Source organism: Arthrobacter sp. K5, assembly GCF_040448525.1.
GTDB lineage: Bacteria > Actinomycetota > Actinomycetes > Actinomycetales > Micrococcaceae > Arthrobacter > Arthrobacter globiformis.
In genome coordinates, this window is sequence record NZ_CP159279.1 from 4701326 (window position 1) to 4713506 (window position 12181).

Annotated in this window: 11 protein-coding genes; 8 read left to right on the forward strand and 3 right to left on the reverse strand. The window is 67.8% G+C overall.

Annotation, left to right across the window (positions count from 1 at the left end):
• Positions 1-3: 3 nt before the first annotated feature.
• Entirely contained in the window at positions 4-1566 is a 1563-nt protein-coding gene (gene gatA, locus ABRP34_RS21345; protein ID WP_307100879.1) for an Asp-tRNA(Asn)/Glu-tRNA(Gln) amidotransferase subunit GatA, read from the forward strand.
• Entirely contained in the window at positions 1566-3074 is a 1509-nt protein-coding gene (gatB, locus tag ABRP34_RS21350) for an Asp-tRNA(Asn)/Glu-tRNA(Gln) amidotransferase subunit GatB (RefSeq protein WP_307100882.1), read from the forward strand. The genes gatA and gatB overlap by 1 nt, the downstream gene beginning before the upstream one ends.
• A gap of 76 nt (positions 3075-3150) precedes the next feature.
• On the opposite strand, the gene ABRP34_RS21355 is transcribed toward gatB, so the two are convergent.
• Complete coding sequence (locus ABRP34_RS21355; protein WP_043418742.1) at positions 3151-4059, reverse strand: LysR family transcriptional regulator; 909 nt, start codon at positions 4057-4059, stop codon at positions 3151-3153.
• A gap of 134 nt (positions 4060-4193) precedes the next feature.
• On the opposite strand from ABRP34_RS21355, the gene tdh reads away from it, so the two are divergent.
• The 5 genes from tdh (at position 4194) to ABRP34_RS21380 (ending at position 9813) form a co-directional block, all read left to right on the forward strand.
• Positions 4194-5240, forward strand: a complete 1047-nt coding sequence (gene tdh / locus ABRP34_RS21360) for an L-threonine 3-dehydrogenase (RefSeq protein ID WP_003802042.1) — start codon at positions 4194-4196, stop codon at positions 5238-5240.
• 106 nt (positions 5241-5346) lie between these two features.
• Positions 5347-6543, forward strand: a complete 1197-nt coding sequence (locus tag ABRP34_RS21365) for a glycine C-acetyltransferase (protein WP_353711699.1) — start codon at positions 5347-5349, stop codon at positions 6541-6543.
• Between the two features lie 28 nt (positions 6544-6571).
• Positions 6572-7690 carry an FAD-dependent oxidoreductase gene (locus ABRP34_RS21370; RefSeq protein ID WP_353711700.1) on the forward strand — a complete coding sequence of 373 codons (1119 nt, stop codon included), beginning with the start codon at positions 6572-6574 and terminating at the stop codon, positions 7688-7690.
• 11 nt (positions 7691-7701) lie between these two features.
• Positions 7702-8913 carry an amidohydrolase family protein gene (locus ABRP34_RS21375; protein ID WP_003802047.1) on the forward strand — a complete coding sequence of 404 codons (1212 nt, stop codon included), beginning with the start codon at positions 7702-7704 and terminating at the stop codon, positions 8911-8913.
• A 111-nt stretch (positions 8914-9024) separates the two neighbouring features.
• Positions 9025-9813 carry a DeoR/GlpR family DNA-binding transcription regulator gene (locus ABRP34_RS21380; RefSeq protein ID WP_353711701.1) on the forward strand — a complete coding sequence of 263 codons (789 nt, stop codon included), beginning with the start codon at positions 9025-9027 and terminating at the stop codon, positions 9811-9813.
• On the opposite strand, the gene ABRP34_RS21385 is transcribed toward ABRP34_RS21380, so the two are convergent.
• Positions 9810-10490: a histidine phosphatase family protein gene (locus ABRP34_RS21385; RefSeq protein WP_353711702.1), complete on the reverse strand. Its 681-nt coding sequence runs from the start codon at positions 10488-10490 to the stop codon at positions 9810-9812. The genes ABRP34_RS21380 and ABRP34_RS21385 overlap by 4 nt on opposite strands.
• A gap of 119 nt (positions 10491-10609) precedes the next feature.
• Between ABRP34_RS21385 and ABRP34_RS21390 the strand changes: the two genes are divergently transcribed.
• Positions 10610-11389 (forward strand): CPBP family intramembrane glutamic endopeptidase, encoded by a 780-nt coding sequence (locus tag ABRP34_RS21390; RefSeq protein ID WP_353711703.1) that lies wholly within the window; start codon positions 10610-10612, stop codon positions 11387-11389.
• Positions 11390-11518: 129 nt separating this feature from the next.
• Here ABRP34_RS21390 and ABRP34_RS21395 read toward each other — a convergent pair whose 3' ends face one another.
• Positions 11519-12157 carry a VOC family protein gene (locus ABRP34_RS21395; protein ID WP_003802054.1) on the reverse strand — a complete coding sequence of 213 codons (639 nt, stop codon included), beginning with the start codon at positions 12155-12157 and terminating at the stop codon, positions 11519-11521.
• Positions 12158-12181 lie beyond the last annotated feature (24 nt).

Consider the following 12181-nt stretch of genomic DNA (forward strand, 5'->3'; position numbering starts at 1 on the left):
AACATGACTGAAACCAACAGCACGGAACTCATCCGTCTTTCCGCGGCCCAGCTGGCCGCGAAGCTCGCCGCCGGTGAGGTCACCGCCGTCGAGGTCACCCAGGCGCACCTGGACCGCATCGCCGCCGTCGACGGGGGAGAGCGCGGCGTCAACGCGTTCCTGCACGTCAACACCGAGGAGGCGCTCGCCGTCGCGGCCGAGGTGGATGCCATCCGCGCGGCAGGCGGGCAGGCCGCCGAGGAACTGCACGAGCTCGCCGGCGTTCCGATCGCCGTCAAGGACCTCATCGTCACCATCGGCCAGCCCACCACGGCCGGTTCCAGGATCCTCGAAGGCTGGCACAGCCCGTACGACGCCACGGTCGTCAAGAAGCTGCGCGCCGCCAAGATGCCGATCCTGGGCAAGACCAACCTGGACGAGTTCGCCATGGGCTCCTCCACCGAGCACTCGGCCTTCGGGCCCACCCGCAACCCGTGGGACCTGGACCGCATCCCCGGCGGTTCCGGCGGCGGGTCCGCAGCCGCCGTCGCCGCCTTCGAAGCACCCCTGGCCCTGGGCACGGACACCGGCGGATCCATCCGCCAGCCCGGCGCCGTCACCGGCACCGTGGGCGTCAAGCCCACCTACGGCGGCGTCTCCCGCTACGGTGCCATCGCCATGGCGTCCTCGCTGGACCAGATCGGGCCCGTTTCGCGCACCGTCCTGGACTCGGCGCTGCTGCAGCAGGTCATCGGCGGCCACGACCCGCACGACTCCACCTCCCTGCCGGACCCGCTGGGCGACCTCGTGGCCGCTGCGCGCCTCGGCAACGTGGACGGCATGAAGATCGGCATCATCAAGGAGCTCCACGGCGAGGGCTACCAGGCCGGCGTCGAAAACCGCTTCAACGAAGCCCTTGAGCTGCTCAAGGAAGCGGGTGCGGAGATCGTTGAGGTGTCCTGCCCCAACTTCCAGTACGCACTGGGTGCCTACTACCTGATCATGCCGTCCGAGGCCTCCTCCAACCTGGCCAAGTTCGACGGCGTCCGCTACGGCCTGCGCGTGCTCCCCGAGGACCCGCCGATGACCATCGAGCGCGTCATGGGCGCCACCCGGGCCGCAGGGTTCGGTGACGAGGTCAAGCGCCGCATCATCCTGGGCACATACGCGTTGTCCGCCGGCTACTACGACGCCTACTACGGCTCCGCGCAGAAGGTCCGCACGCTCATCCAGCGTGACTTCGAGGCTGCCTTCGCCAAGGCCGACGTCCTGATTTCCCCCACAGCGCCCACCACGGCGTTCAAGCTGGGCGAGAAGCTCGATGACCCGCTGGCGATGTACCTCAACGACGTCGCCACCATCCCCGCCAACATGGCCGGGGTCCCCGGGCTGTCGCTGCCCGGCGGCCTGGCTGACGAGGACGGACTGCCTGTCGGCATCCAGCTGCTGGCTCCGGCCCGCGAGGATGCCCGCCTCTACCGGGTGGGCGCTGTCCTGGAATCCCTGTTGGAGGCGAAGTGGGGCGGTCCGCTGCTGGACAAGGCCCCGGCGTTGGTTGAGCTTGTCGGAACCCAGGAGGCAAAATAATGAGCGCTGACGCGATTCTGAGCTTCGAAGAAGCCATGGAGAAGTACGACCCCGTCCTGGGGTTCGAGGTCCACGTTGAACTCAACACCAAGACCAAGATGTTCTCCTCCGCGCCCAACGTGTTCGGCGACGAGCCCAACACCAACGTCAACGAGGTGGACCTGGGCATGCCCGGCGTCCTGCCGGTGGTGAACAAGACCGCGGTGGAGTCCTCCATCAAGATCGGCCTCGCGCTGAACTGCAAGATCGCCGAATCCTGCCGCTTCGCCCGGAAGAACTACTTCTACCCGGACACCCCGAAGAACTTCCAGACGTCCCAGTACGACGAGCCGATCGCGTATGACGGCTACCTGGACATCGAACTCGAGGACGGCACCGTGTTCCGGGTCGAGATCGAGCGCGCGCACATGGAGGAGGACGCCGGCAAGCTCACCCACCTCGGCGGCTCGGCCGGACGCATCCAGGGCGCGGAATACTCGCTCGTGGACTACAACCGCGCCGGCGTTCCGCTCGTGGAGATCGTCACCAAGCCGATCGAGGGTGCCGGTTCCCGCGCCCCCGAGCTGGCCAAGGCCTACGTGGCGGCAGTGCGTGAAATCGTCAAGAACCTCGGCGTCTCGGACGCCAAGATGGAGCGCGGCAACGTCCGCTGCGACGCCAACGTTTCGCTGCGCCCGCACGGCCGCGAACGCTTCGGCATCCGCTCCGAGACGAAGAACGTGAACTCGCTGCGCGCCGTCGAACATGCCGTCCGCTACGAGATCCAGCGCCACGCTGCCGTCCTGGACTCCGGTGAGCCGGTGATCCAGGAAACCCGCCACTGGCACGAGGACACGCGCACGACGACGTCGGGCCGGGCCAAGTCCGACGCCGACGACTACCGCTACTTCCCGGAGCCGGACCTGGTTCCCGTGGTTCCCTCCCGGGAGTGGGTGGAGGAGCTCCGCGCGACCCTGCCCGAGCCGCCGGCCGAGCGCCGCAAGCGGCTGAAGCAGGACTGGGGCTACTCGGACCTGGAGTTCCGCGACGTCGTCAACGCCGGCGTGCTGGACGAGATCGAGGAAACCATCGCCGCCGGCGCCACGGCATCCGTGGCCCGCAAGTGGTGGATGGGCGAGATCGTGGGCCGCGCCAAGAACGCCGACGTCGACCCCGGCCAGCTGGGCATCGAGCCGGCCACCATCGTGGAGCTGAGCCGCATGGTGGAAGCGGGCAAGATCAACAACAAGATGGCTTCCGCGGTGCTGGACGGCGTGCTCGCCGGCGAAGGTACCCCGGCCGAGGTCGTCGAGAAGCGCGGCCTCGCCGTGGTATCGGACGACGGCCCGCTCCTGGAAGCCATCGACGCAGCCCTGGCCGCGCAGCCGGACGTGGCGGACAAGATCCGCGGCGGCAAGGTGCAGGCCATCGGCGCGATCGTCGGCGGCGTCATGAAGGCCACCCGCGGGCAGGCCGACGCCGGCCGCGTGCGCGAGCTGATCCTGGAGAAGCTCGGCGTCACCGTCTAGCGTTTGCAACCCAACTGGGTCGCAGCTGTGGGGGTTCTGAGCGCTCAGAACGCCCTGTGCTGCGACCCAGTTGGGTTTAACCGTGGCTGAGCCGGGCCATGATGTCCTGCAGCGCCTCGCACACTACCCGGACCGAGGCGCGCTTGAGGTTTTCCGGGCGCGCCAGGATATCGATCCGGCGCCGGGTGCTGATCCCGTGCAGCGGCCGCAGCACGATGTCCGGGTTCAGCACCGGCCGCGCGGTATGCCGCGGCAGCAGGCCGATCACGCTTCCCGAGGCCACCAGCGCCGCCACCGTGGAATAGTCATTGATCCGGTGCACGATGTTCAGTTCCCGGCTGGATACCGCGGCGACGGCGGACAGCACGTCCGCGGGCGAGTAGCCGGCGCGGCTGGTCACCCAGGGCTCGCCGACGACCTCGGACGCTGTCAGCGCCGCCTGGCCCGCCAGCCGGTGGCCGGCCGGCAGCGCCACATCCAGCGGCTCATGGGCAAGCGGTATCACGGCCACCCTTTCCTCCGGCCACTTGGGACTGTGGTCCATCCGGTGCGCCAGGACGAGGTCGTACCTCGCGGTCAGCGCGGGGAATTCCTGCTGGGCCACGTCCTCGTCGGAGAGCAGCACCTTCGGCTTGTCCGGGCCGTCCAGAAGCCGCGCCAGCGGCGCGAACAGCGCCTGCCCGGCGCTGTGGAATCCGCACACAGTCACTGGCGCCACGGTTGAGCTGTGGTACGCACCGATCGCCATCCGCGCGTCGGCCATGGCGCTGACGACGGCGGCACCCGCGTCCGCGAGCACCTGCCCGGCCTCAGTGAGGACCAGGTTCCGGCCTTCCTTGCGGGTCAGCGGCACCTCGACGCTTTTCTGCAGCTGGGCGAGCTGCTGGGACACGGCGGAGGGTGTGACGAGCAGGGTATCGGCCACGGCCTTGACGCTTCCCAGCGCGCCAAGCTCCCGCAGCATTTCGAGCTGGTGGATCTCCATGCGTTCCATCCTATTCCTTAGCAATTCCTTAATCGTCGATTGAGAAAATTCCCCTTGTGCTAACGGGTCCAAGGTGGCTCTAATGAAGGGAGATTTCCCCCGCATGCCACTGCATGCCGAACGTAAGGAAGCCAATGAAGGCCCTCTACAAGGCCGGCGCACACGCCGGGTTTGAGCTGACCGACCGCCCGGAACCCGAGGCGGGACCCGGCGAGGTCAAGATCCGCGTGCTGACCACCGGCATCTGCGGCACTGACCTGCACATCCAGTCCTGGGACGCCTGGGCGCAGGGCATCATCGAGGCCCCGCTGATCGCCGGTCACGAGTTCTACGGCGAAGTGGTGGCCACCGGCGAGGACGTGCGCTATGTCAAAGTCGGCGACCGCGTGTCCGGCGAGGGCCACATCGTCTGCGGGATCTGCCGCAACTGCCGCGCCGGCCGCCGGCAGATGTGCATCCACACGGTCAGCGTGGGTGTGCAGCGGGACGGCGCGTTCGCCGAGTATGTGGTCATCCCCGAGACGAATGTCTGGGTGCACCAGGACCCGTCCGTCACACCCGAGCTCGGCGCCATCTTTGACCCGTTCGGCAACGCCGTGCACACCGCGCTGAGTTTCCCGCTGGTGGGTGAGGACGTCCTGATCACCGGCGCCGGGCCGATCGGCCTGATGGCCATCGCCGTGGCCCGCCACGCCGGCGCCCGCAAGATCGCCATCACTGACGTCTCTGCCCCGCGGCTCGAGCTTGCCCGGCAGCTCGGCGTGGACCTCGCCATCGACGTTTCCAAGACGCGGGTCCGGGAAGCGCAGCGGGAGCTGGGCATGCGCGAGGGCTTCGACATTGGACTGGAAATGTCCGGCCACCCCACGGCGCTGCCGGAGATGATCGACAACATGAACCACGGCGGACGCATCGCCATGCTCGGCCTGCCCAGCCAGTCCATCAACATCGACTGGGGCAAGGTGGTCACGCACATGCTCACCCTGAAGGGCATCTACGGCCGCGAGATGTACGAGACCTGGTACGCGATGAGTGCCATGCTGTCCTCCAACCCCGCACTGCACGCCAGCATCTCCGCCGTAGTGACGGACGTGCTGCCGGCCACCCAGTGGGAGAAGGGCTTCGAAATCGCGAAGGCCGGCGTCGGCGGCAAGGTCGTGCTCGACTGGTCGGAAATCTGACCTGCGCCAAAAGCTGACGGCGCCCGGAACCTGACGCGTACCGGGCCTGCCCCTGCCACCTCCCACCCATAGTCTTTAACTGTTTCCCAGCCGAGGAGAACCCGCCATGTACTCAGCCATCAAGAACCAGCTCCGCGCCGAGCTCGACGACATCCGCACCGCAGGCCTGTACAAGACCGAGCGCCACATCGACTCCGCCCAGGCCAGCCACATCACGGCCGGGCAGATCGGTGAGGCCGGCTCGCCCGTCCTGAACTTCTGCGCCAACAACTACCTGGGCCTGGCCGATCACCCGGACATCATCGCGGCGGCCAAGTCCGCCATGGACGACCGCGGTTTCGGCATGGCCAGTGTCCGGTTCATCTGCGGCACCCAGGATCTCCACCTCGAACTCGAAGCGAAGGTCTCACAGTTCCTGGGCACGGAGGACACCATCCTGTTCTCCAGCTGCTTCGACGCCAACGGCGGCGTTTTCGAATCGCTCTTCGGCCCGGAGGACGCCATCATCTCCGACGCCCTGAACCACGCCTCCATCATCGACGGGATCCGGCTCTGCAAGGCGCAGCGGTTTCGGTATGCGAACCAGGACATGGCTGACCTGGAGGCGAAGCTGGTGGAGGCCAAGGATGCGCGAAGGAAGATCATCGTCACCGACGGCGTCTTCTCCATGGACGGCTACCTGGCCCCGCTGGAGGCCATTTGCGACCTGGCCGAGAAGCATGACGCCCTGGTGATGGTGGATGATTCCCACGCCGTCGGGTTCATGGGCGCCACCGGAGCCGGGACCCCCGAGCACGCAGGCGTGTCCGACCGGGTGGACATTTTCACCGGCACCTTCGGCAAGGCGCTGGGCGGCGCCTCGGGCGGCTACGTGTCCGGCCGCAGCGAAGTGGTGGCGATGCTCCGGCAGAAGGCCCGCCCCTACCTCTTCTCCAACTCCCTGGCGCCGGCCATCGTGGCGGCCACCATCAAAGCGCTGGAACTCGTGCAGACCTCCGGGGAGCTCCGGGCCAGCCTGTTCCGGAACGCGGAGCTGTTCCGCCGCCGGATGACGGAGGAAGGTTTCGAACTGCTCGACGGCGAGCACGCCATTGTGCCGGTCATGTTCGGCGACGCCGTGCTGGCAGCAAAAGTGGCCGACCAGATGCTCCAGCACGGGGTCTACGTCACCGCCTTCAGCTTCCCCGTGGTGCCGCGCGGCGCCGCCCGGATCCGCGTCCAGCTCTCCGCCGCGCACAGCGCCGACGACGTCGAAACCTGCGTCCAGGCGTTCGTCAAGAGCCGCGACGCGGTGGCTGCGTAGGTTATGGCTATCTGTAAAGATTGAGCCCATGGCATCAACCTATGACGTGGTCATTGCGGGCGGCGGGATTGCCGGCCTTTCATTGGCCTCCGCGCTGGCCGGCAAATGCACCGTCGCGCTCGTGGAGGCGGAGCAGCAGCTGGCGTACCACACGTCCTCACGCTCGGCCCGGCAGCTCATCCCCAGCTACGGTCCGCCGGTGGTCCAGGAACTCACGGTCCGCACCCTCGAGCTGATTGCAGCGGACGACGCCGGACAGCCCCAGCCCGTGCTGACGCCGCGAAGCTTTATGCTCATCGGGGACGAAGAGACGGTGCGGGCCGAGGCCAGCGGCGAGATGCGCCTGATCAGCCACGGGGAAGCGCTCGGGTTGTGCCCGGCCCTGAAACCGGAGTCCTTCTCCGCCGCGGGGCTGGCCACCGGGTCCTTCGGGTGTGACGCCCCGGTGCTGCTGGCAAGGCACCGGGAGCGTGCCGAAGCTGCCGGCGTGGACATCATTACCGGTGCCCGCGTGCACTCCGCCCAGCGGCTCGGATCGGGCTGGGAGATCGGCGCCGGGCAGGAAGGCTTCTCCGCCGGCGTCCTGGTCAACGCCGCCGGCGCCTGGGCGGACGAACTGGCGGTGCTGAGCGGCGTCGAGAAGATCGGCCTGCAGCCGTACCGGCGCACGGCGGCGATTGTCGGCGTCGACCATCCACTGCCGGAGGGAAGCCCCATGGTGGCTGCCGCCGACGACTCCTTCTACTTCCGCAGGGAAGGCGGCGACGTGCTGATCTCACCGTCGGAGCACGTGGCCAGCCCGGCGGAGGACGCACGTCCCCGTCCCGGGGACGTGGAGCGGCTCATCGCCCGGCTCAATACGCTGACGACGCTGGGGATCGGCCCCGTCCGGAGGGCCTGGACCGGCCTGCGCACCGAGGCGGCCGACGGCGTCCCGGTCGTGGGGTTCGACGCCGAGGCCCGCGGGTTCTTCTGGCTCGCCGGCCAGGGCGGCTACGGATTCCAGACGTCGTCCGGCATCGCGGAACTGGCCGCGGCCCAGATCCTGGCGGGTCCGGAAACCAACGCCGCGGGAGAAACCAGTGCCGGTCCGGTATCCCGGACGGCGGATGCGCTGGCTGCGACGCGCTGGTCCATCCGGCGCTGAAGAATGGATCCATGAGCACCCTGATCACCAACATCGCCGAACTGATGACCCAGGACCCGGAACACCGTGTCCTCAAGGACGCGGCAGTGGTGATCGAGGGGGAACGGATCTCGTGGATTGGCCAGGCATCCGGCGCACCGGCGGCCGACGACGCCGTGGATGCCGGCCGCCGGGCCGTGCTGCCCGGCTGGGTGGACTCCCACACGCACCTGATTTTCGCCGGTGACCGGACGGCCGAATTCGAAGCGCGGATGGCGGGGGAGGACTACAGCGCCGGCGGCATCGCCGTCACCACCGAAGCCACCCGGACCACCGGCGACTACGACCTCACACGGCTGGCGCAGGGGCGCGTCGCCGAAGCGGTATCGCAAGGCACGACGTACCTGGAAACGAAAACGGGCTACGGCCTCGACGTGGAGCAGGAGGCCAGAAGCGCCCGGATCGCGTCGACCGTGGCGGACGAGGTCACCTACCTGGGCGCCCATCTGGTGCCGGCCGGGATGGACGCGGAGGAGTACGCCAAACTCGTCTGCGGCCCGATGCTGGACGCGGTCCGCCCCTACGCCCGGTGGGCCGACGTGTTCTGCGAACGCGGCGCCTTCTCGGAGGAGCAGTCCCGCTCCGTGCTGCAGGCCTGCCGCGACGCCGGGCTGGGGCTGCGGGTGCACGGCAACCAGCTGGGTCACGGCGCCGGGGTCCGCCTCGCCGTGGAGTTCGGCGCAGCGAGCGTGGACCACGTCAACTATCTCTCGGAGCAGGACATCGCCGGCCTCGCCGCCGGCTGGACCGGCTGGGATGCCGCCGCAGGAACGGGCCGGCGCGGAACGGTGGCCACCTGCCTGCCGGCCTGCGACCTTTCCACCCGGCAGCCGCTGGCCCCCGGCCGGCAACTGCTGGACGCCGGTGTGCCCCTGGCGCTCGCGTCCAACTGCAACCCCGGCACGTCCTACACGAGTTCCATGGCGTTCTGCGTCACCACCGCCGTCCTCCAGATGGGCCTGAGCGTCCACGAGGCCGTCCGGGCGGCGACGTACGGCGGCGCCCTGGCGCTGCAGCGCGAGTCCGGCAACGACGTCGACGGCGAACGCGCAGTGGGCTCCATCGCCGTGGGGCACCGGGCGGACCTGCACGTCCTCAACGCCCCGTCCGCCACCCACCTCGCCTACCGGCCCGGCATGCCGCTCACCCACGCGGTTTGGCGCGCAGGGGTGCGCGCACGGTAGTGTCAGGCGGGGCCACCGCCCGACGTTCGTGACGGAACATGATCATTACGGGTCTGCTACAATCACAAAGCGTCATTTTTCGTGGCGCTTTTGGATCCTGAAAGGCCCTGCATGACCCGCACCGACCGACTGACGGCCATCCTTGATCTCCTTGCCGCGACCGGCCAGGTGGAAGTCGAGGAGATCGTCACCCGGCTCGGCGTGTCACCCGCAACCGCCCGGCGCGACCTGGACAGCCTGGCCAAGCGGCGGCTGCTGACGCGGACCCGCGGCGGCGCCACCACCGGCGCCCTGGCCTACGACCTTCCCGGCAGGTACAACCGGGACGACCACGCCGTGGCCAAGCAGGAGATTGCCCTGGCCGCCTCGGCGCTCATTGCCCCGGGCATGGTGATCGGGCTCTGCGGCGGCACCACGAGCACCGCCCTGGCGCAGATCCTGGCCACCCGCGAGGACCTCAATTCGCCGTCGAACCAGCCCACCCTCACGGTGGTCACCAACGCGATCAACATCGCCTCGCAGCTTGCCGTCCGGCCCAACCTCAAGGTGATGGTGACAGGCGGCATCCTCAACACCCGGTCCTATGAGCTCGTGGGCCCGTACACGGACATCATCATGCAGAAGGTAGTGCTGGACATCGCCTTCATCGGGGTCAACGGTGTCGACGCCGAGGTGGGGCCCACCAACACCGGCGAGGCCGAGGCAACGGTCAATGCGCTGCTGGCCAGCCGTGCCAGCGTCTCCTACGTGATCGCAGATTCCTCGAAGGTGGGCCGCCGGGCGTTCGCCACCATGGACGGCTACGACTTCACCCGGCTCATCACCGATGCCGGCATTTCTGCGGCGGACAAGGCCGCGTTCGAGGCCCGCGGCACCGAAGTGATCGTGGCCGGCGCCTAAAAGATTACCGGCGGTGCGTCCAGCACCGTCTCGTCCACCCTCCGGTCCACCCACTGGGTGAAGGGCGTGTCGAGTTCGTACTTGCCCAGACTGTTGCGCACCAGCATGCGGACTTCGGCGTTTTCGGGGTTGTTCAGCGACTCGAAATACTCCACCGACCAGTGGAACCAGCGCATGCAGAACAGGCGCATGGTCAGCCCGTGCGTGACCAGCAGGGCGTTGGGGGAGTAGTCCGGCTTGGACCAGTGCCGGTACAGGGTTTCCATGAACGAGGAGATCCGGTCGTAGACGTCGGAGCCGGACTCGCCCTCCCGGAAGCGGTAGAAGAAGTGGCCGTAGGCGTTGCGGAGTTCCTTTTGGTCCTCGATGTCGCCGGAAATCTGGAAGTTGGCCCAGTCCTGCTCCCGCAGCCGCGGCTCCTCGATCACCCGCTCGGTCAGGGCTCCCAGGTTGAGCGCCTCGAGGGTCTGGTAGGCGCGCAGGTACGGAGACACGTAGACGCTCACCTGCCGTCCGTCCAGCTCCCGGCGGATGCGCTCCCCGGCGGCCTTCGCCTGCTCCAGTCCGAGCTCCGTCAGTGGAATCCGGTAGTCGGGCACCCTGTTGTAGATGGAGGTGTCCGCGTTGGCCGCCGACTGGCCGTGCCGGATCATGATGACTTTCCCGGGAGCGCTCATGGTTTCCCAGCATAGGGTCAGCCCGCAGCCGGACAGGAACCGACTGGCCAGCAGGAAGCGAATGGCAGGAGCCAACAGGCTGACAGGAAAGTACCAGCAGGTACAGGCAAGATAGGAACATGTTGGTTCCCTCCCGCCGCCGGCTGCGGTTCGAAGTCTGGATTGTCCTGGGGTTGTCGCTGGGGCAGTCCGCCGTCTATTCCGTGGTGCAGCTGCTGGACAAGATGACCCGGGCACCGCTGGCGCAGGGGACGTCCACGCTGAATAGGTCACAAAGCACCCGGGAGTACTTCGACCTGACGTACCAGCTGCTGGACATCATCTTCGCCCTGGTGCCGGTCCTGCTGGTGATCTACTTTATGACAGACCAGCGCCAGGCGAAGGCCGGGTCCGGGCACGACGCCGGCTCCGCCTTCCGGAAGCTGGGATTCAACTTTGCCCGGCCCGGAAAGGACCTGGTGCAGGGGCTCGGGCTGGCCGCCCTGATCGGCATCCCGTCGCTGGGCCTCTACGCCGCCGGACGTGCCCTGGGAATTACGACGGCGATCATCCCCAGCGGCCTGGACGCATATTGGTGGACAGTGCCCGTGCTGATCCTGTCCGCCATGCGCCACGCGATCGTGGAGGAAGTCATTGTGGTGGGCTATCTCCTGGACCGGTTCGCCAAGTTCGGCTGGTCCATGCCCCTGGCGATCTTTGTCTCCTCGATGCTTCGCGGCAGCTACCACCTGTACCAGGGGTTCGGGCCCTTCATCGGAAACGCGGTCATGGGCGTCGTTTTCGCCTGGGTCTACACCAAAACCCGCCGGGTGATGCCGCTCGTCATCGCGCACGCGCTGCTGGACATCGTGGCGTTCGTCGGCTTCAGTCTGTTCGGCAAGGCGGCCGGGCTGGGTTAGTGGTCCTGGGCTGGCGGTCCCACGTCATCGGTCCTGCGCTGGCAGCCGTTAAAAATGATTCGGCCGCCATCGGCGGGTGGCGTCGTTGGCACCTGCTGATGGCGGCCGAAGTTAAGGGCAGAAAATGCGTCAGATGGTGACGGCGCCTGCCGCGGTTTCGAACGTGACGGAGAGGATTCCCGGAGTGCCGTGCGGGGCCACCCAGTTCACTGCGACATCCTCAAGCGGCCGTTCGACGGGCTCGCCGAGCCACTCGGTCACGCGCTCGGCAGAGCCCGCAATCGTGAGGCTGGACATCTTCACATTGCTGTCGTAGGCGTTGGACGGGTGCAGTCCCGGATCGCCTTCCCACTTCAGCATGTACGGAACCTGCGGGTCCGCGATCAGGCCCAGGATGCCAATCTGCTTCCAGACCAACTCCCGGCCGTCGGGGAACTTGCGGTTGCCGTTGACGGCGGAGCGGCCCAGACGCTCCTCGAAGGGGGCAAGGTCGTCAACTTCGACGCACCAGCCCATCCAGCCGCCGCCCGCTGCGGACCGGGCCCGGACGGCCTGGCCGAACGGTGCCTTGTCCGACGCCGGGTGGTCCAGGACCTCAACAACCTCGAGATACTTGTGGCCTGCCAGGGGGATGATCATGTTCCGGGTTCCAAACCGGGGGTGCACTCCGCCCTTTACGGCTTCGACGCCGAGGGCAGAGGAGATACGTTCGGTGGTGGCCGCGAGGCCATCGTGTTCACAGGCGTAAGAGACGTGATCCATGCGCATGCCCTCATCTTGGCACTTTGTGAC